Source organism: Aquabacterium sp. A08, from assembly GCF_011742065.1.
In genome coordinates this window covers 24585-47971 of sequence record NZ_JAAQQT010000617.1, presented here as the reverse complement: position 1 = coordinate 47971, position 23387 = coordinate 24585, and the positions used below count along the sequence as shown (strand labels likewise).

General features: G+C 70.0%; 19 protein-coding genes. 12 read left to right on the top strand and 7 right to left on the bottom strand.

What is annotated here, in order from left to right:
- Window positions 1-14 precede the first annotated feature (14 nt).
- Window positions 15-1589 (bottom strand): Re/Si-specific NAD(P)(+) transhydrogenase subunit alpha, encoded by a 1575-nt coding sequence (locus tag HA630_RS11080; RefSeq protein WP_166834758.1) that lies wholly within the window; start codon window positions 1587-1589, stop codon window positions 15-17.
- A gap of 313 nt (window positions 1590-1902) precedes the next feature.
- On the opposite strand from HA630_RS11080, the gene HA630_RS11075 reads away from it, so the two are divergent.
- On the top strand, window positions 1903-3591 hold the full coding sequence (locus HA630_RS11075; RefSeq protein ID WP_166834755.1) for a long-chain-fatty-acid--CoA ligase: 1689 nt from the start codon (window positions 1903-1905) through the stop codon (window positions 3589-3591).
- A 15-nt stretch (window positions 3592-3606) separates the two neighbouring features.
- On the top strand, window positions 3607-4362 hold the full coding sequence (locus HA630_RS11070; protein ID WP_166834753.1) for a 5'-methylthioadenosine/adenosylhomocysteine nucleosidase: 756 nt from the start codon (window positions 3607-3609) through the stop codon (window positions 4360-4362).
- A gap of 28 nt (window positions 4363-4390) precedes the next feature.
- On the opposite strand, the gene corA is transcribed toward HA630_RS11070, so the two are convergent.
- Together corA and HA630_RS11060 are read right to left on the bottom strand one after the other, a co-directional pair.
- Entirely contained in the window at window positions 4391-5377 is a 987-nt protein-coding gene (gene corA, locus HA630_RS11065) for a magnesium/cobalt transporter CorA (protein WP_166834751.1), read from the bottom strand.
- Window positions 5378-5586: 209 nt separating this feature from the next.
- Window positions 5587-6825 (bottom strand): patatin-like phospholipase family protein, encoded by a 1239-nt coding sequence (locus tag HA630_RS11060; RefSeq protein WP_166834749.1) that lies wholly within the window; start codon window positions 6823-6825, stop codon window positions 5587-5589.
- A gap of 241 nt (window positions 6826-7066) precedes the next feature.
- Here HA630_RS11060 and hpf point away from each other — a divergent pair, with 241 nt between their 5' ends.
- The 3 genes from hpf (at window position 7067) to hprK (ending at window position 8978) form a co-directional block, all read left to right on the top strand.
- Entirely contained in the window at window positions 7067-7399 is a 333-nt protein-coding gene (hpf, locus tag HA630_RS11055; protein ID WP_101047534.1) for a ribosome hibernation-promoting factor, HPF/YfiA family, read from the top strand.
- Between the two features lie 129 nt (window positions 7400-7528).
- A complete protein-coding gene (locus tag HA630_RS11050; protein WP_166834747.1) occupies window positions 7529-7999 on the top strand; it encodes a PTS sugar transporter subunit IIA in 471 nt (156 codons plus the stop codon).
- Between the two features lie 28 nt (window positions 8000-8027).
- Window positions 8028-8978, top strand: coding sequence for an HPr(Ser) kinase/phosphatase (gene hprK / locus HA630_RS11045; RefSeq protein ID WP_166834745.1), 951 nt, complete (start codon window positions 8028-8030; stop codon window positions 8976-8978).
- Between the two features lie 3 nt (window positions 8979-8981).
- Here hprK and fur read toward each other — a convergent pair whose 3' ends face one another.
- Window positions 8982-9428: a ferric iron uptake transcriptional regulator gene (gene fur, locus HA630_RS11040; protein ID WP_166834743.1), complete on the bottom strand. Its 447-nt coding sequence runs from the start codon at window positions 9426-9428 to the stop codon at window positions 8982-8984.
- A gap of 154 nt (window positions 9429-9582) precedes the next feature.
- Between fur and HA630_RS11035 the strand changes: the two genes are divergently transcribed.
- The 4 genes from HA630_RS11035 (at window position 9583) to lptE (ending at window position 14375) form a co-directional block, all read left to right on the top strand.
- On the top strand, window positions 9583-10152 hold the full coding sequence (locus HA630_RS11035; protein WP_166834741.1) for an outer membrane protein assembly factor BamE: 570 nt from the start codon (window positions 9583-9585) through the stop codon (window positions 10150-10152).
- 4 nt (window positions 10153-10156) lie between these two features.
- Window positions 10157-10969 carry a 4-hydroxy-tetrahydrodipicolinate reductase gene (gene dapB, locus HA630_RS11030; protein ID WP_166834739.1) on the top strand — a complete coding sequence of 271 codons (813 nt, stop codon included), beginning with the start codon at window positions 10157-10159 and terminating at the stop codon, window positions 10967-10969.
- 71 nt (window positions 10970-11040) lie between these two features.
- Window positions 11041-13851, top strand: coding sequence for a leucine--tRNA ligase (locus HA630_RS11025; RefSeq protein WP_166834737.1), 2811 nt, complete (start codon window positions 11041-11043; stop codon window positions 13849-13851).
- Window positions 13852-13856: 5 nt separating this feature from the next.
- The gene (lptE, locus tag HA630_RS11020; protein ID WP_166834735.1) at window positions 13857-14375 is read left to right on the top strand and encodes an LPS assembly lipoprotein LptE; all 519 of its coding nucleotides are present in this window, start codon (window positions 13857-13859) and stop codon (window positions 14373-14375) included.
- On the opposite strand, the gene HA630_RS11015 is transcribed toward lptE, so the two are convergent.
- A complete protein-coding gene (locus HA630_RS11015; RefSeq protein ID WP_166834733.1) occupies window positions 14362-14844 on the bottom strand; it encodes a DUF2917 domain-containing protein in 483 nt (160 codons plus the stop codon). The genes lptE and HA630_RS11015 overlap by 14 nt on opposite strands.
- On the opposite strand from HA630_RS11015, the gene HA630_RS11010 reads away from it, so the two are divergent.
- A complete protein-coding gene (locus tag HA630_RS11010) occupies window positions 14843-16318 on the top strand; it encodes a PLP-dependent aminotransferase family protein (protein ID WP_166834731.1) in 1476 nt (491 codons plus the stop codon). The two genes, HA630_RS11015 and HA630_RS11010, sit on opposite strands and share 2 nt — an antisense overlap.
- 15 nt (window positions 16319-16333) lie before the next feature.
- On the opposite strand, the gene rocF is transcribed toward HA630_RS11010, so the two are convergent.
- Entirely contained in the window at window positions 16334-17275 is a 942-nt protein-coding gene (gene rocF, locus HA630_RS11005) for an arginase (RefSeq protein ID WP_166834729.1), read from the bottom strand.
- Between the two features lie 33 nt (window positions 17276-17308).
- Between rocF and HA630_RS11000 the strand changes: the two genes are divergently transcribed.
- Complete coding sequence (locus tag HA630_RS11000; RefSeq protein WP_166834727.1) at window positions 17309-18109, top strand: MBL fold metallo-hydrolase; 801 nt, start codon at window positions 17309-17311, stop codon at window positions 18107-18109.
- Here the strand turns inward: HA630_RS11000 and HA630_RS10995 are convergent.
- Window positions 18097-21126 (bottom strand): HD domain-containing phosphohydrolase, encoded by a 3030-nt coding sequence (locus tag HA630_RS10995; protein ID WP_243855447.1) that lies wholly within the window; start codon window positions 21124-21126, stop codon window positions 18097-18099. The two genes, HA630_RS11000 and HA630_RS10995, sit on opposite strands and share 13 nt — an antisense overlap.
- A gap of 78 nt (window positions 21127-21204) precedes the next feature.
- Here HA630_RS10995 and HA630_RS10990 point away from each other — a divergent pair, with 78 nt between their 5' ends.
- The gene (locus HA630_RS10990; protein ID WP_166834725.1) at window positions 21205-23376 is read left to right on the top strand and encodes a CHASE2 domain-containing protein; all 2172 of its coding nucleotides are present in this window, start codon (window positions 21205-21207) and stop codon (window positions 23374-23376) included.
- Window positions 23377-23387 lie beyond the last annotated feature (11 nt).

Here is a 23387-nt window from a genome sequence, read left to right as displayed (position 1 = left end):
TCTCTTTCGGGTATTTATTTACGGAACATGGCGAGCATGCGACGCGTGACCGCGAAGCCACCGAACATGTTGATGGCGGTGACCAGCACGCCTACAAAAGCCAACCAGCGGATGAGCACATCGGGGCGACCGCCGGCCGTGGGGTCGGGTGGCCAAATCTGCACCAGCGCCCCAATCACGATGATGCTGGAGATGGCGTTGGTCACGCTCATGAGCGGCGTGTGCAGGGCCGGGGTCACGTTCCAGACTACCATGTAGCCAATGAAGCAGGCCAGCACGAACACGGTGAAGTGACCCAGGAAGGCCGCAGGCGCGTAGGCACCGATCAGCCAGAAAGCCAATGCGCCCAGGCCAAAGACGGTGGCCAGTGTTTTGGCGGGCAGCGGGCCGCTGTTGCCGTGGCCATGCGCGGTTGCCTTCGGCGCTGCAGCGGCGGCGGGTTGGGCCGCAGCGGGGGGCAGTTTGGGCGGTGGTGCCGGCCAGGTGACCTCGCCTTCCTTGACCACGGTCAGGCCACGGAGGGCATCGTCTTCAAAGTTGACGTGGATCACGCCGTCCTTGGTTTTGCACAGCTCCTCGGTCAGGCGCAGCAGGTTCGTGGCGTACAGCGTGGAGCTTTGCTTGGCCAAACGGCTGGCCAGGTCGGTGTAACCCACGATGGTCACGCCGTGGCGCACCACCGCTTCGCCGGGCACGGTCAGTTCGCAGTTGCCGCCTTGCTCGGCCGCCATGTCCACGATCACGCTGCCGGGGCGCATGCTCTGCACCATCTCGGCGGTGATCAGCTTGGGCGCGGGCTTGCCCGGAATCAGCGCGGTGGTGATGATGATGTCCACCTCGCGCGCTTGCTGCGCGTACATGGCGCGCTGCGCGGCCTGGAAGCCTTCGCTCATGACCTTGGCGTAGCCGCCACCGCCTGAGCCTTCTTCCTCGTAGTCCACCTTCACGAACTCGCCGCCCAGCGATTTGACCTGGTCGGCCACCTCGGCGCGGGTGTCGTTGGCGCGCACAATCGCGCCCAGGTTGGCGGCGGTGCCGATGGCGGCCAGCCCGGCCACACCGGCCCCGGCGATGAATACCTTGGCCGGCGGCACCTTGCCCGCGGCGGTGATCTGGCCGTTGAAGAAACGGCCAAAGGCGTTGGCCGCCTCCACCACCGCACGGTAGCCGGTCACGCCGGCCTGCGAGGTCAGCGCGTCCATCTTCTGCGCCCGGCTGAGCTGGCGCGGCAGGCAGTCGATGGCCAGCACCGTGGCTTTTTTGGCCTGCAGCTGCTGCATCAGGTCGGGGTTTTGCGCGGGCCAGACAAAGCCGACCAGGGTCGCGCCTTCGCGCAGCTGGGCCACCTCGCTCTCGGTCGGCGGGCGCACTTTGAAGACGATGTCCGCGGCGGTCCAGAGGTCCTGGGCGCTGGGCACCACCGTGGCACCAGCGGCCACGTAGGTGTCGTCGGCGAAGTTCGCGGCGTCGCCCGCCCCGGTTTCCACGGACACGGAAAAGCCCAACTTGACGAGTTTCTCCACCACGTCTGGCACGGTGGCCACCCGCTTCTCGCCGGCAAACGTCTCCTTGGGTATGCCAATCAGCATGCCTGTCTCCTCGTGTGCGCGCCTGTGCTGGCGCATTTTTCAAAAAATGGAAGTCGCCATTATGGGGGTGGCGTTGCGCACCCGCCCCCCTCTTGTCGGGGGTGACGCCAGACAACACTATATAACCATATACCAATATTTTGGCTTGGGGGTTTCTCCCGGCCGCCTGCCGGATTGAGCAGATCGGCCCGAGGAAACCCGCGGTCCTGCCGACGGCGCGCCGCCCGTGCACAATAATGTCAGTCAGCTGTCAGGAACCCGCGCGGACGACCGACGCGGCATTGCCACACCACAGAACACATTGGAGCCAAGCATGACCGTGACCGCCGCCGACCGGCCCTGGCTGAGCGCCTATCCCCCGGGCGTGCCGGCCGACATCGACACCCACGCCTACCCCTCTCTGGTGGCCCTGATGGAGGCCAGCTTCCAGCAGTACCGGGACCGCACCGCTTACAGCTTTCTGGGCAAGGACTTCAGCTACGCCGACACCGAGCAGCAGTCGCGCGCGCTGGCCGCCTACCTGCAGGGCCTGGGCCTGGCGCGCGGCGACCGGGTGGCGGTGATGATGCCCAACGTGCCGCAGTACCCGGCCACGGTCGCTGCCATCCTGCGCGCCGGGCTGGTGGTGGTCAACGTCAACCCGCTTTACACCGCGCGCGAGCTGGAATACCAGCTCAAGGACTCGGGCGCCAAGGCCATCGTCATCATCGAAAACTTTGCCCACACGCTGGCGCAGTGCTTGTCGCACACCCCGGTCAAGCACGTGGTGCTGTGCGCCATGGGCGACCGCCTGGGCTGGCTCAAGGGCGCGGTGGTGAACCACGTCGTGCGCAAGGTCAAGAAGCTGGTGCCGGCCTTCCACCTGCCCGGGGCGGTGCGCTACAACGACGCCGTGGCCAAGGGCGCGCGCCAGCCTTTCACCGCGCCCACGCTCGGCCCCGACGACGTCGCCCTGCTGCAGTACACCGGCGGCACCACCGGCGTCAGCAAGGGCGCGGTGCTGCTGCACCGCAACATCCTGGCCAACGTGCTGCAGTCCGAAGCCTGGAACGACCCGGTGATGCAGAAAATCCCGGCCGGGGAACAGTCCACCAGCGTCTGCGCGCTGCCGCTGTACCACATCTTCGCCTTCACGGTGAACATGATGCTGAGCATGCGCAACGGGGGCAAGACCATCCTCATTCCCAACCCGCGCGACCTGCCCGCGGTGCTCAAGGAGCTGAGCCAGCACACCTTCCACAGCTTCCCGGCGGTCAACACGCTGTTCAACGCGCTGCTGCACCACCCGGACTTCGACACGGTGAACTGGCGCAACCTGAAGGTGTCGGTGGGTGGCGGCATGGCGGTGCAAAGCGCGGTGGCGCAGAAGTGGCTGGAACGCACCGGCTGCCCCATCTGCGAGGGCTATGGCCTGTCGGAAACCAGCCCCTCGGCCAGTTGCAACCCGGTCACCAACACCGCCTTCACCGGCACCATCGGCGTGCCGCTGCCTGGCACCCGTATGAAGTGCATCGACGACGCCGGCCACGAGGTGCCGCTGGGCGAGCGCGGCGAGATCGCCATCCAGGGCCCGCAGGTCATGGCCGGCTACTGGCAGCGCCCGGACGAAACCGCCAAGGTCATGACCGCCGACGGCTGGTTCAAGACCGGCGACATCGGCGTGATGGATGCCCAAGGCTATTTCAAGATCGTGGACCGCAAGAAGGACATGATCCTCATCAGCGGTTTCAACGTGTACCCGAACGAGGTCGAGGACGTGGTCGCCCAGATGCCCGGGGTGCTGGAGTGCGCGGTGGTGGGCATCGCCGACGAGCACTCCGGCGAGGCGGTGAAGTTGATCGTCGTCAAGAAAGACGAGGCGCTGACCGAGGCGGATGTGCGAGACTATTGCAAGTCCCGCCTGACCGGGTACAAGCAGCCCAAGGTGGTGGAGTTCCGCACCGAGCTGCCCAAGACCCCGGTGGGCAAGATCCTGCGCCGGGAGTTGCGCGAGACGAAATAGCCGGAGTCACCGCCCATGGGTCAACGCATCGCCGTCATCAGTGCCGTCCACGAGGAACTGGCCGAAATCCTGGCCCTCATGCCCGACGAGCAGCGCACCGTGGCCGCCGGCCGCGAGTTCTGGCGCGGCCACCTGCAGGGGCACGAGGTGCTGGCGGTGCTGTCGGGCATCGGCAAGGTGGCGGCGGCCACCACCGCCACCGCGGTGATGGAGCGCTTCCAGCCGCAGCAGGTGCTGTTCACCGGCGTGGCCGGGGGGCTGGCCAGCGGGGTGGAGGTGGGCGACATCGTGGTCGGCACCGCCTTTTTGCAGCACGACCTGGACGCCTCGCCGCTGTTCCCGCGCTGGGAGGTGCCGGGCCGGGGCGTCAGCCGCTTCCCCGCCGACCTGGCGCTGACCCAGGTGCTGCACGAGGCCGCCCGCGACGCCGTGACCTGGCTGCCCAAGCTGCTGGATGCCGACACCCTGCGCCTGTTTGGCCTGCACGCGCCCAGCGTGCACCGGGGCGAGATCGCCACCGGCGACCGCTTCGTGGCCACCGCCGCCGAGAGCGCGGCCCTGCGCGCGGCCTTGCCCGAGGCGCTGGCGGTGGAGATGGAGTGCGCCGCCGTGGCCCAGGTCTGCGCCGACTATGGGGTGCCCTTTGCCGCGGTGCGCACCATTTCCGACCGGGCCGACGACGCCGCCCACGTCGATTTTTCCCGCTTCCTGCAGCAGGTGGCGCGCCACTACAGCGGGCGTATCGTGCGCAAGGCGCTCAACCTGCTTTGACCGCAAGGTCAAGCGGCGCAGTGGGTGCTCACTTGAGCCAGCCGCGCTTGCGGAAGTACACCATCGGCACCACCGCCGACAGCACCATCAGCCCGATCGCCAGCGGGTAGCCGAATTTCCACTGCAGTTCGGGCATGAACTGGAAGTTCATGCCGTAACTGCTGGCCACCAGCGTCGGTGGCAGCAGCGACACGCTGGCCACCGAAAAGATCTTGATGATCTTGTTCTGGTTGATGTTGATGAAACCGATGGTCGCGTCCATCAGGAAGTTGATCTTCTCGAACATGAACGCGGTGTGGCTGTCGAGCGAGTCCAGGTCGCGCAGGATCTGGCGCGCGTCCTCGAACTGCTCGGCGCTGAGCAGGCGGGTGCGCATCATGAAGCTGACCGCGCGGCGCGTGTCCATCATGTTGCGGCGGATGCGCCCGCTCATGTCCTCGTGCCGGGCGATGGCGCCCAGCACCTCGGAGGCGATCTCGTCCGTCACCTGGCCCGACAGCACCTTGCCGCTGATGCGTTCCAGGTCGTCGTAAATGCCCTCCACCGTGTCGGCGCAGTACTCGGCGTCGGTGTCGAACAGGCTCAGCAGCACGTCTTTCGCGTCCTTGATGAGGCCGGGCATGCGCCGCGCGCGCAGCCGCAGCAGGCGGAACACGGGCACGTCCTCGTCGTGGATGGAGAACAGCACGCCGCGGCTTTTCAGCTCGTCGTTGTGTTCGTTCAAGATGAACGCCACCCGCACCGCGCGCGGGTTGTCGTCGTCGTCGATGAGGAAGTCCGAGCGCACGTGCAGGTCGCCGTTGTCCTCTTCGAAGAAACGGGCGGATTCCTCGATGTCCTCGTCCATCGCGTCTTCGGGGATGGACAGGCCGAAGTGCTGGCGCACCCAACGGCGCTCTTCGGGCGTGGGCGACTCCAGGTCCACCCAGATGGGTTTGAACCGGGCAAGTTCTTCCAGGGACTCGATTTCTTCCTGGAACAGGCGGCCGTTGGCCAGGGTGAAGACGTTGAGCATGGGACGCTTCCTGAGGGCGACGATCGGACGGGAACGGGCGCAAGGCCGGGGCCTTGGAGCGGTGGGGTGCTTTCAGCCGCCGCCTGCCGTCCGGGCGGGGCCGGCGGCCCGCTTCAGGAAGACAGGACCTGCGCTGAAAGCACGCGACTGGGGCTGCTTTCCACGAGGAACTCCGTGTGATGACACAAGACCGACATTATTGCACCGCGTCATGACGGCGGTGTGTCGAAAAACGCCAGCAGTTCGTCGCGCCGCGCCATCGCATCGCTTTCGCCGCAGGCGATCAGGGCGTTGACGAAGGGCGGCTCGAACAGCAGGTAGCTGGCCAGCGCGGCGGCGCTGCCGGTGGCGCCGCGGTGGGTGTCCAGCGCCCCCAGCCCCACCAGCGTGTGGCGGGCCGCGGCCGGCAGCGCGTGCACGTGCTTGAGCGCCAGTTCGTCCAGCGACACGCTGGGCTGGATCGCCAGCACCTCCACCGGCCGGTAGGGCAGCAGGTGGCCCAGCCCGGGCGGCAGGTTGGCCAAGGTGGCGCTGACACGCTGGGCCTGCTCCACGTCGGCCTGCAGGGTGTCGTGGAACACGCTGGCCAGGGCGTGGCCGGCGATGGTGCCGGCGGTCGGGTCGTCCACCGGGCCGCCACCGGCCAGGCCGGCGCGCTGCGGCTGGCCCACCCCGATCACCAGGATCTGGCGCGCGCCCAGCTGGATGGCCGGCGACAGCGGCGAGAGCTGGCGCATCGAGCCGTCGCCGAAAAACGCCTTCTGGCCGTCCACCCACAGCGGCACCGCCGGGAACAGGAAGGGGATGGCGCTGGACGCTATCAGGTGCTCGATGCCGATGGGCTGGGCGCTGGCCCGCCGGCCCGGGCGGCGCCAGGGCGGCACCGGCTCGTCGGGGCGGGTCTGGTAGAAGGTCCAGTGCTCGCCGGTGGTGTAGCTGGACGCGGTCACGGCCAGCGCGTCGATCACCCGGGCCTGCAGCGCCGCTTCGATCTGCGCCAGCCGCAGGGTGCGGTGCAGGGTGTCCACCAGCGGCAGGGTGTCGAGCAGGGCGCGGTGGCGGCGCACCTGGCGCATCAGCGTCAGCCCGGCGGTGAGCAGGTTGGGCCAGCCCCAGCGCGGGCTGTCGAGCCGGTACACCTGCGCCGACTGCAGGCGTTGCCAGAAGCCGGCCAGGGCGTGGAAGGCGCCCAGGCCCTGCACCGCTTCGCTGGCCAGGTAGCTGGCGTTGAGCGCGCCGGCCGAGGTGCCCAGCAGCACCTGGAACGGAAACGCGGTGTCGGCAGGGCGGTGCTGGGCCAGCAGCCGCGCCAGCGCCCGCAGCACGCCGGCCTGGTAGGCGGTGCGGGCGCCGCCGCCCATCAGCACCAGCGCCCGCGGCGCGGCCCCGGTCGCCCACGGTCCGGGGGCCGGCGTCAGGCCGCTGGAAATCAGGGTGTGCAAGGCCATCGCATGACTCAATCCCCCCATCATGCCAGCCAAACCGGCCCGGTCCGCGGCAGGCGTCTGGGGGTTTTCCAGGGGGTCGGTTTGCGGTGGGTCAATACCCCTGCGCGGCGCCCTGGAATTGCTGCACCGCACGCTTGCCGATTTGGTCCGATGCGGGCATAGTGGGGTCAACAGGCCACGTTTTCGCGGCCCCGGCGCTCCGGCACCGGGGCTTGGACCACCGGAGCAAAGGAGGCTCTTCATGAACTTGACGATCAGCGGTCACCACCTCGACATCACACCCGCCTTGCGCTCTTACGTCACGACCAAGCTGGACCGCATCTCCCGGCATTTCGACCAGGTCGTGGACATCAAAGTCCTCCTGACCGTCGACAAGATCAAGGAAAAGGACCACCGCCAGAAGGCCGAGTGCAATATCCACGTCAAAGGCAAGGACATCTTCGCGGAAAGCACCCACGCCGACCTCTACGCCGCCGTGGACGAACTGGCCGACAAGCTCGACCGCCAGGTGCTGCGCTACAAGGACAAGGCCCAGGACCACCACCACGAATCGGTGAAACGCGAGTTGCAATGACCCCTGCGTCACGGCGCTGACACCACAGCGCTGCAACAGGCCGCTGGCTTTGTCAAGCGGCCTGTTTGTTTTTGGGGACTAGGCAGAAACCCGCATACGGGCATAATCCGCCCTTCGTGAGGCCGTCATATGAACCGACTTTCTGCCATTTTGCCTGCTGAACAGGTGCTGGTCGCGGTGGATGCCACCAGCAAAAAGCGTGCGTTTGAAGAAGCAGGGTTGCTCTTCGAGTCCCTGCACGGGCTCAACCGCGCGCTCATCACCGACAGCCTGTTCGCCCGCGAACGCCTGGGTTCGACCGGCCTGGGCCACGGCGTGGCCATCCCGCACGGCCGCATCAAGGGCCTCAAGCAGCCGCTGGCCGCGGTGTTCCAGCTGGCCAACCCGATCGGCTTCGACGCGCCCGACGAACAGCCGGTGCGCCTGATGATCTTCCTGCTGGTGCCCGAGGCCGCCACCCAGAAGCACCTGGAAATCCTGTCGGAAATCGCCGAACTGCTGAGCGACGGCGGCTTGCGTGAGCAGATGAAGGCCTGTGCCGCCGCCACCGACCTGCACGGCCTGATCGCCGGCTGGCAGTCGGCCCACGCCGCCGCCTGACGCCCCCTCTCCCGCGCCGGCGCCCGCGATGAAACCCACCGCCGTCAGCGCCGACGCCTTGTTCGAGGCGCACCGCGAAACCCTCAAGTGGCAGTGGGTCGCGGGGTCGGTCGCCTCCGAGCGCCGCTTCGACGAAAAAGCCGTCACCGAGGCGCGTTCCAGCGCCGACCTGGTCGGCTACCTGAACTACATCCACCCCTACCGCGTGCAGGTACTGGGCGAGCGCGAGGTGCGCTACCTGACCCATTCCACCGACGAGGACTGCCGCCGCCGCGTCTCGCGCATGGTGGTGCTGGAGCCGCCCGCCCTGGTGGTGGCCGACGACCAGACGCCCCCGGCCGAACTGGTGGCCATGTGCGAGCGCGCTCACATTCCCCTGTTCACCACCGGCCACTCCGCGGCCTTCGTCATCGACGTGCTGCGTGCCTTCCTGTCACGCCACTTTGCCGAGCGCACCACCATGCACGGGGTGTTCATGGACATCCTGGGCCTGGGCGTGCTCATCACCGGCGAATCGGGGCTGGGCAAGAGCGAGCTGGGGCTGGAGCTGATCTCGCGCGGGCACGGCCTGGTGGCCGACGACGCGGTGGACATCGACCGCGTCAACCAGACCACGCTGGAGGGCCGCTGCCCGGACCTGCTGCAAAACCTGCTGGAGGTGCGCGGCATCGGCCTGCTCGACATCAAGGCCATCTTTGGCGAGACGGCGGTGCGGCGCAAGATGCGGCTGCGCCTGATCGTGCACCTGGTGCGCAAGGAAACCATGGAGCGCGACTACGACCGGCTGCCGCACGAGCCGCTGCACCAGGACGTGCTGGGCGTGGCGGTGCGCAAGGCGGTGATCCAGGTGGTGGCCGGACGCAACATCGCGGTGCTGGTGGAGGCCGCGGTGCGCAACACCATCCTGCAGCTGCGCGGCATCGACACCTACCAGGAATTCGTGCAGCGCCAGCGCGCCGCCATGCTGCGCAACTTCTGAGGCTCAACCCCCCGCGCGGCGCGGGCGGCTGCGGTGTTCGCAGTCGGTCTTGGTGCAGTGGGCGTAGAGCGACAGGGCGTGTTCCTGCAGCTCGAAGCCGCGCGACTGGGCGATGGAGTGCTGGCGCTTTTCGATCTCGGCGTCGTAAAACTCCTCGACCCGGCCGCAGTCCAGGCAGACCAGGTGGTCGTGGTGCTGGCCTTCGTTGAGTTCGTACACCGCCTTGCCCGACTCGAAGTTGCTGCGCACCAGCAGCCCGGCCTGCTCGAACTGGGTCAGCACCCGGTAGACCGTGGCCAGGCCGATGTCGGCGTGGTCCTCCAGCAGCACCCGGAACACGTCTTCGGCCGTCATGTGGCGCTGTTTGCCCGTCTGGAAAATGTCCAAGATCTTGATGCGGGGCAGGGTGGCCTTCAGACCGGTGCTTTTGAGTTCTTCGATGTGGTTCATGCGGGTCCGCCCAGGGGTCGGTCGGGCCGCGCGGGCGGCGGCCCGGCACGGCGCGGCGTGAGGCATGGGCGCAGGCCCACGGCTACAATGGACCGAATGATATAACCTGGCGCCGCATTCCGCGCGCGCCCGTGCCCGAGAACGCAACGCCATGATGTCTACTCCCCTCCCGAGGCGCGTCCGCCGCAGCGGCGTGCTGGCCCTGACCCTCGCGGTGGCGGCCCTGGCCGGCTGCTCCAGCCTGGGCAACGTGGGCTCGTCCATGAGCACCCTGGGTGGCCTGATCACCCCCTACAAGATCGACATCCTGCAGGGCAACGTGGTGGTGCGCGAACAGGTGCAGGCGCTGCAGCCCGGCATGTCGCGCGAGCAGGTGCGGGGCATCCTGGGCACCCCGCTGATCGCCAGTGTCTTCCACGCCGACCGCTGGGACTACGTTTTCACCTTCAAGCGCCAGGGCCAGGAGCCGCAGATGCGCAAGGTGGCCGTGTTCTTCGACGGCGACCGCCTGGCCAAGGTGGAGGCCGACGAGCTGCCCTCGGAGGAGGAATTCGTCGCCTCGCTGGACGTGCGCCGCAGCGCCGCCAAGCCGCCGGTGCTGGAAGCCACCGAGGCCCAGTTGCAGAGCTTCCGCGACAAATACCCCAGCCGCGGCGCCCCGGCCACCGCCAACGTGCCGGCCGCCCCCGCCCCCACCAGCTACCCCCCGCTGGAAACGCGCTGACCCCATGAGCACCGACACCCTCCACCGCGTCTGCATCGCAGGCGCCAGCGGCCGCATGGGCCGCATGCTGATCGAAGCCGTCCAGGCCGCCGACGATTGCTGCCTCAGCGGCGCCCTCGACCTGCCCACCAGCACCGCGCTGGGCCAGGACCCGGCCGCTTTCCTGGGCCAGACCAGCGGCGTGGCCATCGCGGCCGACCTGGCCACCCTGGCCGGCAGCCAGGTGTTGATCGACTTCACCCGCCCCGAGGGCACCCTGGCCCACCTGCGCGCCTGCGTGCAGCACGGCGTCAAGCTGGTGATCGGCACCACCGGGTTTTCCGACGAACAGAAGGCCGAGATCGCCGAGGCCTCGAAGCACATCGCCATCATGATGGCACCCAACATGAGCGTGGGCGTGAACGTGACGCTGAAGCTGCTGGACATGGCGGCCCGCGCCCTGTCCACCGGCTACGACATCGAAATCGTCGAGGCCCACCACCGCCACAAGGTGGACGCGCCCAGTGGCACCGCCCTGAAGATGGGCGAGGTGATCGCCGACGCCCTGGGCCGCGACCTGAAGGATTGCGCGGTGTACGAGCGCTATGGCCACACCGGCGAGCGCGACCCGTCCAGCATCGGCTTTGCCACCGTGCGCGGCGGCGACGTGGTGGGCGACCACACCGTCATGTTCCTGGGCACCGGCGAGCGCATCGAGATTTCGCACAAGTCCGGCAGCCGCGTGTCCTACGCCCAGGGCAGCCTGCGCGCCGTGCGCTTCCTGGCCGGCCGGCCGAACGGCCTGTACGACATGTTCGACGTGCTGGGCCTGCGTTGACCCCCGATTGAACGACCACCCCCGGGGCCGAGCCCGGGGGGCAGGCCCCCGTGGGGGCTGGAGAGACCGTGATGCAAGACAAATACAGCCACACCGACGTGGAGCGCGCCGCGCACGCCCACTGGACCGCCCGCGACGCCTACCGCGTGCACGAACACGCCACCGACGCGCAAGGCAAACCGAAGCCCAAGTTCTACGCCTGCTCCATGCTGCCCTACCCCAGCGGCAAGCTGCACATGGGCCACGTGCGCAACTACACCATCAACGACATGATGGCGCGCCAGCTGCGCATGCAGGGCCACAACGTGCTCATGCCCATGGGTTGGGACGCCTTCGGCCTGCCGGCCGAGAACGCCGCCCTGAAGAACAAGGTGCCGCCGGCGCAGTGGACCTACTCCAACATCGCGTACATGAAGCAGCAGATGCAGGCCATGGGCCTGGCCATCGACTGGTCGCGCGAGGTGGCCACCTGCTCACCCGCCTACTACAAGTGGAACCAGTGGCTGTTCCTGAAGATGCTGGAAAAAGGCATTGCTTACCGCAAGACCCAGGTGGTGAACTGGGACCCGGTGGACCAGACGGTGCTCGCCAACGAACAGGTGATCGACGGGCGCGGCTGGCGCACCGGTGCGCCGGTGGAAAAGCGCGAAATTCCCGGCTATTACCTGAACATCACCGCCTATGCCGACGAATTGCTGCAGCACGTGCAGCTGGGCAACGAGCACGCCACGCTGGACGGCTGGCCCGACAAGGTGCGGCTGATGCAGGAAAACTGGATCGGCAAGAGCGAAGGCGTGCGTTTTGCCTTCCCGCACCAGATCCGCGGCCACGACGGCAACCTGATCGGCGACGGGCGCCTGTACGTGTTCACCACCCGCGCCGACACCATCATGGGCGTGACCTTTGCGGCGGTGGCGGCGGAGCACCCGCTGGCGGCGCACGCGGCCGAGAAGAACCCGGCGTTGCAGGCCTTCATTGAAGAATGCAAGACGGGCGGCACCACCGAGGCCGAGCTGGCCACGCAAGAGAAGAAGGGCATGCCCACCGGGCTGACGGTGACGCACCCGCTGACCGGCGCCGAGGTGCCGGTGTGGGTGGGCAACTACGTGCTGATGAGCTACGGCGATGGCGCGGTGATGGGGGTGCCGGCGCACGACGAGCGCGACTTTGCGTTTGCGCTGAAGTATGGGTTGGCGATCCAGCAGGTGGTTGGCGTTGCAGATGCTGCGGTGGCGCAAGGGGTGGCCCCCGGTTCGTCAGTCCCAGGCTCCGATTCCTCACCGGGGGCCACCCCTTCCGCCACCTCTCTGGTGTTCGATGCCACGAAATGGCAGGACTGGTACGCGGACAAGACCGGGTCGCTGGTGTGCGTGAATTCCGGCGTGCTGGATGGCCTGCCTTACAAAGCCGCCGTCAACAAGGTCGCGGAACTGCTGGCGGCCCAAGGCCTGGGCGAGAAGAAAACCACCTTCCGCCTGCGCGACTGGGGTATCAGCCGCCAGCGCTACTGGGGCACGCCCATCCCCATCATCCACTGCCCGCAGCACGGCTCGGTGCCGGTTCCCGAGAAGGACCTGCCGGTGGTGCTGCCAGAAGACTGCGTGCCGGACGGCTCGGGCAACCCGCTGGTCAAGCACGAAGGTTTCCACGCCGGCGTGACCTGCCCGATCTGCGGCGCTGCGGCCCGCCGCGAAACCGACACCATGGACACCTTCGTGGACTCGTCCTGGTACTTCATGCGCTACTGCGACCCCACCAACGCCGACGCGATGGTGGCCGAAGGCGCGCAGTACTGGATGCCGATGGACCAGTACATCGGTGGCATCGAGCACGCCATCCTGCACCTGCTGTATGCGCGTTTCTGGACCAAGGTGATGCGTGACCTCGGCCTGGTGCAGGTGGACGAGCCGTTCAAGAAGCTGCTCACGCAGGGCATGGTGCTCAACCACATTTACAGCCGCCGCACCGCCAAGGGCGGCAAGGACTACTTCTGGCCGCACGACGTGGAGCACGTGCTCGACGAAACCGGCAAGGTGGTGGGCGCCAAGCTGAAGAACGAAGCCGACAGCGGCGACGGCCGCCTGCCGGTGGGCACGCCCATCGACTACGAGGGCGTGGGCACCATGTCCAAGTCCAAGAACAACGGCGTGGACCCGCAGGACCTGATCGAGAAGTACGGCGCCGACACCGCGCGCCTGTACACCATGTTCACCGCCCCGCCCGAGGCCACGCTGGAGTGGAACGACGCCGCCGTGGAGGGCAGCTACCGCTTCCTGCGCCGGGTGTGGAACTTCGGCGTCAAGCTGGGCCAGAACGACTGGAGCCAGGCCGTGGCCAGCACCGCCGGCGCCAGCCGCCTGGCCGACGTGGCCTTCGGCAAGGAAGCCAAGGCGCTGCGCCGCGAAATCCACACCGTGCTCAAGCAGGTGGACTACGACTACCAGCGCATGCAGTACAACACCGTGGTGTCGGGCTGCATGAAGATGCTCAACGCGCTGGAGGACTTCAAGGCCCTGCAGGCCGACGGCGCCCAGGTGGCGCTGATCGAAGGCTTTGGTGTGCTGTTGCGCTGCCTGTACCCGGCCACGCCGCACATCGCCCACGCGCTGTGGAGCGAGTTGGGCTACGCCAACGAACTGGGCGACCTGCTGGACGCCGCCTGGCCACAGGTGGACCCGTCGGCCCTGGTGCAGGACGAGATCGAACTCATGCTGCAGATCAACGGCAAGCTGCGCGGGTCCATTCTGGTGCCGGCCGGCGCCGACAAGGCCGCCATCGAGGCCGCTGCGCTGGCCAGCGAAGCGGTGCAGAAGCAGGCCGAAGGCGCGGCACCCAAAAAGGTGGTGGTGGTGCCGGGCCGCCTGGTCAACGTGGTGCTGTGACCGCCATGCCCACCCGCCGCCTCACCCTGCTGGCCCTGACGGCCTTGCCGCTGCTGACGGCCTGCGGCTTTCGCCTGCGCGGCAGCAACGTGCGCCCGGCCTTCGACAGCCTGCGCCTGATCGCCCCGGGCGAAACCGCCACGGTGCTGCAACTGGCCGCGCTGCTGCAGGCCAGCGGGGTGCGGGTGGTCGGCACCGGCGCCGCCCCGGCCGAGCCCGGCAGCCCCAGCGAAGCCGTGGTGCTGACCGTGCTGCAGGACCAACGCGAACGCGTGGTGGTGGGCACCACCGCCGCCGGCCAGGTGCGCGAACTGCAACTGCGGCAGCGTTTTCGCTTCCAGTTGCGCACGGCCGCCGGCAAAGACCTCATCGGTGCCACCGAGCTGTTGCAGGAGCGCGAACTCAGCTTCACCGAAACCCAGGTGCTGGGCAAGGAAATGGAAGAAGAGCTGCTCTACACCGACATGCAGAACGCGGTGGTGCGCCAGCTCATGACCCGACTGGCCGCCCTCAAGGGGCTGTGACCGGACGGCCCCAGACCGGCCCGTGCCCGCCGCCCCGGCGCGCCGGCACGGTCTGTGGCTGGTCGGACGCCGTCAGCGTGTAACGCACCGGGCCGCGGTCGGCCTCCAGCACCGCGCGGCCGGGGCCCAGCACCCGCTCCTGGCCCGGGGCCAGGAAATGGTCCGTCCCGTCGCCGGATTGGGTGAGCCACACCCGGCCGCTGACCACGCGCAGCCGGCGGCCGCTGGCAGGGTCAGGGCCTGGCCGGCGGGCAGGGTCTGGAAAACAAGGTCGGGTGTGGTCATGGCGGGCTCCGGTGTGGTGCCTCCACTGTGCGCCAGCGGCCGCCGGCCGAACAGACACAGCCCCGCGCCAAGTGCGCCGTGCAGCGCCGCGCGCCCGGCCGTCTGTGCGGGCCGAGCCGGGGCCGATCTGTACCGGTTGTCGTGGTTTCCTGTGCGCCGCCCTCCGGCACAATGAAGCCACCATGACGACCGCCGACGCCCCCGCCCCCCTGTACGCCCAGATCGCGCAGCGCGTGGCGCGCCTGATCGACGGCGAGGTGTTCAAGACCGGCCAGCGCCTGCCCTCGGTGCGCGACCTGGCGGCGCAGAACGGGGTGTCGGTGTCCACCGCGGTGCAGGCCTTCCAGTGGCTGGAGGAGCGCCACTTGGTGACGGCGCGGCCCAAGGCCGGCTACTTTGTGGCGCCGCGCGGCAAGGGCCCGGCGCTGCCGGCGGTGAGCCGCCCGCCGCGGCACAGCCTGCTGGTGCAGCGCAACAGCCGCACCGAAACCATCGCGGTGTTCCAGCCGCAACAGGGCGAGGTGAGTTTTGGCGCCGGCTACCCGGTGCCGCAGCCGGTCAGCTTCGGTGGCGCCTGCCCCAAGGACCCGACCTTCTTCGACGAGGACCGGGTGCGCGTGGCGCTGGCGCGCGCCACCCGGGTGCACCGGCTCAGCCTGATCGAGTACACCGACTCCCCCGGCACGCCCGCGCTGCGCGAGGCGGTGGCGCGCCGCGCCATGCACCTGGGTTGCCAGCTGGCGGCGGACGACCTCATCATCACCACCAGCTGCATCCACGCGGTGGGCCTGTGCCTGCGCGCGGTGACGCAGCCGGGCGACGTGGTGGCGCTGGAGTCGCCCACCCACTTCGGCTTTCTGGACCTGCTGGAGTCGCTCAGCCTGCGGGTGCTGGAGATCCCGACCCACCCCAAGCACGGCCTGTCGCTGGCGGCGCTGCAGCTGGCGCTGGACACGCAGCCGGTGAAGGCAGTGCTGTCGGTGCCGACGCTGTCCAACCCGCTGGGCGCGGTGATGAAACACGCCGACAAGCGCGCCCTGGTGCAGCTGCTGGCGGCGCGGCAGATCCCGCTGATCGAGGACGTGGTGTTCAACGACCTGCTGGCCTCGGACGAGCGGCGCAAGGCGGCCAAGGCCTTCGACACCGAGGGCGGCGTCATGGTGTGCGGTTCGTTTTCCAAGACCGTGGCGCCGGGCGTGCGCCTGGGCTGGGTGGAGGCCGGGCGCTGGAAGGACCGGGTGACCACGCTCAAGCGGGTGCAGGGCGGCCCCACCAACGTGGTGCTGGAGCACGCGCTGGCCGATCTGCTGTCGCAAGGCGGCTATGAGGGGCGCATGCGCCGTCTGAGCGCGCTGATGAAGGAGCGCCTGCGCGAGGCGCGCGGGCTGATCAACCGCGACTTTCCGCGCGGCACCCGGGTCAGCGACCCCTCGGCCGGCTACACGCTGTGGGTGGAGTTGCCCGAGTCGCTGGACGCGATGGCGCTGTTCCAGCGCTGCGTGGCCGAAGGCATCACCTTCGGGCCGGGGGCGTTGTTCACCGCCACCGACCGCTTCCGCCACTGCCTGCGGCTGAGCTTTGCCGGCGCCTGGACCGACGTGGAACGCCAGGCCCTGGCCCGCATCGGGGCGCTGGCCCGGCAGCTCGGCGGCGCCTGAGTCGCCCGGCCGCCCTCAGGCGCGGCGCATCAGCGTGCTCTTGCCGAACAGGCTTTCGATCAGGTCCACCGCCAACCGCGCGGTCTGGTTGCGCACGTCCAGTGCCGGGTTCAGCTCCATCACGTCCAGGCTGGCCAGGCGGCCGGTGTCGGCGATCATCTCCATGCACAGCTGCGCTTCGCGGTAGCTGGGGCCACCCGGCACGGTGGTGCCCACGCCGGGGGCGATCTCGGGGTCCAGAAAGTCCACGTCGAAGCTGACGTGCAGGTGGGTGTCGGCGTCGAGCCCGCTCAGGGCCAGCGCCATGGTCTGGCGCATGCCGTGTTCGTCGATGTGGCGCATGTCGAACACCTCCAGCCCCTGGGCGTGGACGAAGCGTTTTTCGCCCGGGTCCACGCTGCGGATGCCGATCTGCCGCACCTCGGCCGGCGAGATGGCCGGGCTGTGGCCGGCCAGGCCGGTGAGGGTCGGGGGGCCGAAGCCGCACAGGCAGGCCACCGGCATGCCGTGCAGGTGGCCGCTGGGCGTGAGCGCCGAGGTGTTGAAGTCGGCATGGGCGTCCAGCCACAGCACCCGCAGCCGGCGGCCCTGGGCGCGGCAGTGGCGCGCCACCGCGGCGATGGAGCCCATAGCCAGGCAGTGGTCGCCGCCGAGCAGGATGGGCAGGTGGCCCTGGGCCAGCTCGGCGTGCACCGCGTCGTGGACCAGGCGGTTCCAGGCCACCACCTCGTCCAGGTGGCGGTAGCCGTCCCGGGGGGCTTGCCAGGGGTTGGCCGGGCCGTGCAGGTTGCCCCGGTCCAGCACCGCCAGGCCGTGGCTGTGCAGGGCCGGGCCCAGGCCGGCCACGCGCAGGGCCTCGGGCCCCATGGAGGCGCCCCGCGCGCCGGCGCCCACGTCGGTGGGGGCGCCCAGCAGCGCCACCGGGCGCCCGCCGGGCAGGGCAGAGTTGGTTACCATAGATCGCGGTTCCGGTTCGAGCCAAGGAGCGACATGCAGGTCCAGATTCTCGGGTGTTCGGGGGCCATCGCGCAACACGCGCGCACCACCGCCTTCCTCATCGACGACCGCATCCTGGTGGATGCGGGCACCGGCGTGGGCGACCTGACGGTGGAGGCGATGCTGCGGATCGAGCACGTGTTCCTGACCCATGCCCACCTGGACCACGTGGCCGCGCTGCCGCTGATGCTCGACGCCGTGGCCAGCGGCCTGACCCGCCCGCTGGTGGTGCACGCCCTGCCCGAGACCATTGCCGCGCTGCAACGCCACGTCTTCAACGGCACCATTTGGCCCGATTTTTCGGCCATTCCCAGTCCGCAGGCGCCGTTTCTGGTGTTTGAGCCGCTGCGGGTGGGCGCGGTGGTCGAGGCCGCCGGCCACCGGGTGGAGGCGCTGCCGGCGGCGCACACCGTGCCGGCGGTGGGCTACGCGGTGGACACCCCGGCCGGCCACTGGGTGTTCAGCGGCGACACCGGCGGCCACCCGGCGTTCTGGGCCCGCGTCAACCAGCTGCGCCTGGCCATGCTGGTGATCGAAACCGCCTTCAGCGAACGCGAGCTGGAGCTGGCGCTGCGCAGCCAGCACCTGTGCCCCAGCCTGCTGGCCGAGGAGCTGCAGCACCTGGACCGCGCGCGCCACCCGAACCTGCGCATCGCCATCACCCACACCAAGCCCATGGAGCGCGAGCTGATCGCGGCCGAGGTGGCGCAGATGGGCCTGGACACCGCCCATCCGCTGCTCTGGCTGGAGGCGGGCCAGGTGTTCGACCTGTCCGCGCCGGTTCAGCCCAGGTAGCGGTCGATGTCCACCGCGTCGATCTGCTCGGGCCGCAGGAAGCGCTCGGCGTAGGCGCGGTACACGCCGGAGGTGAGGAAGAGGTCGAACAGCACCGGGTCGATGTGCCGGTCCTTCTTGAAGAAGCTCAGGATCTGGATCGCCTCGGACAGGGTCTTGGCCTTTTTGTAGGGCCGGTCGCTGGCGGTGAGGGCCTCGAAAATGTCGGCGATGGCCATGATGCGCGAAGGCACCGACAGCTGCTCCGCCGCCAGCCGGCGCGGGTAGCCGCTGCCGGTGAGGGTTTCGTGGTGGGTGCCGGCGTACTCGGGCACGCGGCGCAGGCTGGGCGGCAGGGGCATGTTCTCCAGCATCACGATGGTCTGGACGATGTGCTCCTGGATCTTGAAGCGCTCCTCCTCGGTCAGGGTGCCGCGCCCGACCGCCAGGTTGTGCAGCTCGCCGTGGTGGTAAAGGTACTCGGGCACCTGGAGCCGGAAGCCGTACTTCGGGTCCAGCGCCGCGGTGGGCGGGCGTTCGACGACGTGGTGCGGCCGGTCGGCCAGCAAGGCCTCCGGCGCCGGCAGCGGCGCGGCGGCGGTGCGTTCGTGGCGCGCCAGTTCTTCCTGGCCCAGGCCCAGCCGGTCGTCGAAGTGGCGCCACCAGGTCTGCTGCGCGATGCGTTGCAGCCGCTCCACCCGTTCCGGCGCCATGAATTCGCCGCCCAGGTTGCACTCGGCCACGAAGGCGAAGTCGTCCCGCAGTGTGGCCTGGCGCGCGGCGAAACGGGCGTCGGCGTCGGCCACGGCCTCGCCGCGTTCGTGGATGGCCTGCAGGCGCTCGATCTGGGCGTCGCGCAGCAGCACCTCGAAGCGGGTGCGCACCTCGTGGATGCGGTTGTAGAGGGTTTCGAGCTTGGTCGCCTTGTCCACCACGTACTCCGGCGTGGTCACCTTGCCGCAGTCGTGCAGCCAGGCGCCGATGCGGAATTCGCGCCACTCGTCCTCGGTCTGGAAGCGGAAATCGGCCAGCGGCCCTTCGCTGACCGCGCAGGCCTGCTCGGCCAGCATCAGCGCCAGCTCGGGCACGCGCTCGCAGTGGCCGCCGGTGTGGGCGCTCTTGGCATCGATGGCACCGGCGATCATCTGGATGGTGGCGTCCAGCAGGGCCTTTTGCGCGTCGAGCAGGTTCTGGTTTTCGATGGCCACCGCGGCCTGTGCCGCCACCGCTTCGACGAAGCCGACGATCTCGGGGTCGAACGGCACCGCCGCGCCGCGCCCGTCCTGGGCGTTCATCAGCTGCAACACGCCGATCACCTCGCCGCCGCGCGGGCGGATCGGCACGCACAGCAGCGACACCACGCGCAGGCCCGACGCGTCGCTGAAGCGCTTGGTGCCGCTCACGTCGAAGCGGGTTTCGCGGTAGATGTCGTCGATCACCACCGTCTCGCCGGTCAGGGCGACGTGGGTGGCCACGAAGCGGTGCTGGGGCTGGCCGTCGGGGCCGTGCAGGGGCAGGCGCAGTTCGGGCAGGGGGTCGTTGCTGGTGCGCAGGGCGAAACGCAGGTGCTCGCCTTCGCGCAGCAGCAGCGTGGCGGCCTGGCAGTGGGCCAGGGAACGGGCGCCGAACAGGGCGTTGCGCAGCAGGGTGTCGCGGTCGCGCACCCGGCCCAGCTCGATACCGGTGTCCACCAGCCGCTGCAGCTTGCCCTGGGCCAGCTCCAGCGCCTCGGTGCGCTGTTTGAGGGATGCGAACATGGTCTGCTGCGCGTCGCCCAGCAGGCCGACCTCGTACAGGTGCGAGCGCACCGGCTGCGGCGCGGTGCTGAAGTCGATGCGCTGGATGCGCTCGGAGTTGTCGGCCAGCACCCGCAGGGCGCGGGTCACGCCGCGGGTGCCGAACCAGGCCAGCGGCAGCAGCACCAGCAACACCGCCAGGGTGGAGCCCAGCATGCGGTTGCGGGTGTCGATGGCGCTGGCGGTGAAGTCCGACAGCGGCGCGAACACCAGCACCTGAAAACGCGCACCGGGCAGCGGCTCGACGGTGTGCTGCACCATGACGTGGGCTTCGCCGCCGAGCGAGACGCGCGCCACCCGGTCGTTGCCCAGCGCGGCGGCGGTGCGGGCGGCGGCCTGCCACAGCGGCAGGGGCACGTCGCGCAGCACAGCCAGCGGCGACAAGGCCAGGCCGTGCCCCGGCCCGCGCCCGGAGGCGCCCAGCGCCCGGCCCTGGTCGTCCAGCACGGCCACGGCGCCGTTGTCCGACAGGGCGCTGGCGTCCAGAAAGGCCTGCAGGCTGGTCAGCGTCAGGTCCACGCCGAACACGCCGCCGCCGCCGGCCAGCGGGGCGGCGGTGGTCAGGCCGGGCGCCTGGGTGCTGGCAAAGGTGTAGGCGGCCCCCAGCACCGGGCCCTGCTGGGCCTGTGCCTCGCGGTACCAGCTGCGTTCGGTGGGGTGGTAGCTGCTGGGCTGTTCGCGTTCGCCCAGCACGCCACCGGCGCGGTCGAAAAACCGCCAGTGCTCGGTGCGGGCGGTCCTGGCGGCTGGGCGCAGGGTGCGCACCGCGCGGTGCGTGCCGGCCGGCGCCCGCAAGGCCGCCACGATGCGCGGGTCGCCGCGCACCGCCACGGTTTGCAGGAAGTCGCCGTTGTCCAGCCCGTAGTACAGGCCATAGAGGTGCGGGTGCAAATCGAGCGCGGCAGCCCAGGCGGGCAGCAGCAGGTCGCCGCTGACGCGCCCGTCGCGGTCGCGCAGCAGGCGCGCGTCCACCGCCCCCAGCGTCTGCGCCAGCTCCAGGCCCACGTCCAGCCGGGCGCGGAACTCGCCGGTCACCCGTTGGGCCACGTGGTCGAAGCGCTCGCGGGCGTTGTCGTCGGCCAGCTCGTTGCTGTGCCACCACACCACCGAGGCCAGCACCAGCGTGACCAGGCCGATGAGGCCGGCCGCGCTGCCCACGATCCAGGGCTGGAAGCGGATCAGTGCCAGCCAGGGCTGGCCCGGGCCGTGGCGTCGGCGGGGTGCCGGGGGGGCGGTGTCCATGAAAACTCCCGGTAGGAAGGTGGGGTGCCCCGCAATTTAACTGCTAAATTGCCCCCGTTGACGGCACGCGGGAGCGCCATGCGCAGAAACACACTGTCTTTGAACGCCCTGGGCCTGTGGCTGGGGCTGGGCATGGCCGTGCTGGGCCTGTGGTTGCTGCTGGCCGACCCCCTGCCGCTGCAGGCGCTGCGCCACCAGGGCCACGACCAGTACCAGCGTTGGCACCCCCGCGCCTACGTGCCGGCGCCGGTGCGCATCGTCGACATCGACGAAGCCAGCCTGGCCCGGCTGGGCCAGTGGCCCTGGCCCCGCACCCGCCTGGCCGACCTGCTGGCGCGCCTGCGCGCGGCCGGGGCCGCGGCGGTGGGCTTTGACGTGCTGTTCGCCGAGGCCGACCGCACCTCGCCCAATGCGGTGGTGGACGCCTGGCCGCTGCCACTGGCCGAGCGCCAGCGCCTGCGCCAACTGCCCGACCACGACGCCGTGTTCGCGCAGGCCCTGCAGGCCGGCGGCGACGCGGTGCTGGGCTTTGCCCTGCGCCACGAGGCGGCGCCCGGCGGCGGTGCGCGGGAACCGGCGGTGCCGTCGCGCTTCGTCTGGGTGGGCGGGCCGGCGGCGCCCCAGGCCCTGCACGGCTTTGCCAGCGCGGTGCCGGCCCTGGACGCGCTGGACCGCGCCGCCGCCGGCCACGGTGCCCTGACCTTTGTGCCCGACGCCGACGGCGTGGTGCGGCGCGTGCCGCTGGCGCTGCGCCTGGGCGAGCGGCCGGTGCCGTCGCTGGTGGCCGAGGTGCTGCGCGTGGGCCAGGGGGCCAGCAACCACCTGCTCTCGGTGGCCGACCACGGCCGCGCCCTGACCGGCTGGCGCAGCGGCGCGGTGGCGGTGCCCACCACCCCGCGCGGCGAGCTGTGGCTGCACTACACCGCGCCCGTGCCCGGGCGCTACCTGCCCGCCTGGCAGGTGCTGGACGGCGGCTTCGACCCGGCCCAGGTGGCTGGCCAGCTGGTGCTGGTGGGCAGCTCCGCCCAGGGGTTGATGGACCTGCGCCTGAACCCCCTGGGTCGCGTCATGCCCGGGGTCGAGGCCCACGCCCAGGCGCTGGAACAGGCCCTGACCGGCCACTTCCTGCAGCGGCCCGACTGGGCCCGCGCCCTGGAGGCCCTGGTGCTGGCCGCCGGCACCCTGCTCCTGGCCGCGCTGGCCACCCGGGCCCGCGCCTGGGTTGGCGCCGCCGTGGCCGGGGTGGCCCTGGCCGCCCTGTTGGGGGGCGGCTGGTGGGCCTTCCGCCGGCACGGCCTGCTGCTCGACAGTTTCACCCCGGCGCTGGTCTGGCTCGCCACCTTTGTGGCCGCCAGCCTGGCGCACCACCTGTGGAGCGAGCGGCAGCAGCGCTTCATCCGCAACGCCTTCGCCCGCTACGTCTCGCCCAACCGGGTGGACTACCTCGTCGCGCATCCGGACACGCTGGCCCTGGGTGGCCAGCGCCAGACCTGCAGCTTCGTCTTCACCGACTTGGCCGGCTTCACCGGCCTGATGGAAAAGACCGACCCGGCCCAGGCGCTGAGCCTGCTCAACCGCTACCTGGAGGGCATGGTCGAGATCGCCTTCCGCCACCAGGGCACGCTGGACCGCATCGTCGGCGACGCGGTGGCGGTGATGTTCTCGGCCCCGGTGCCCCAGCCCGACCACGCCCAGCGCGCGCTCGACTGCGCCTTGGACATGCACGCCTTCGCCACCCGCTACGCCCTCGACCTGCAGGCCCGCGGCGTCCCCTTCGGCCACACCCGGCTCGGGGTGCACAGCGGCGAGGTCCTCGTCGGCAACTTCGGCGGCGAGGCGCTGTTCGACTACCGCGCGCTGGGCGACGCGGTCAACACCGCGTCGCGGCTGGAAGGGGTGAACAAGCACCTGGGCACCCGGCTGTGCGTGTCGGCGGTGACGCTGGCCGACTGCCGTGCGGTGAGCGCGCGGCCGGTGGGCCGGCTGGTGCTGGTGGGCAAGACCGAACCCTTGCCGGTGTTCGAGCCCCTGACCCCGCAGACCCCGCCCGGCTACGCCCCGCTGGTGGCCTACGACGAGGCCTACCATGCCCTGGCCGACGGCGACCCCGGCGCCGCCGAACGCTTCGCCCGGCTGCACGCCGCCCACCCCGACGACCCGCTGGTGCGCTTGCACCACACGCGCCTGCAGCGGCTCACACCGGCGGAACGGGCGGCGCAGACCGACCGCCTCGTCATGGACGCCAAATGACCCCGGCCGGG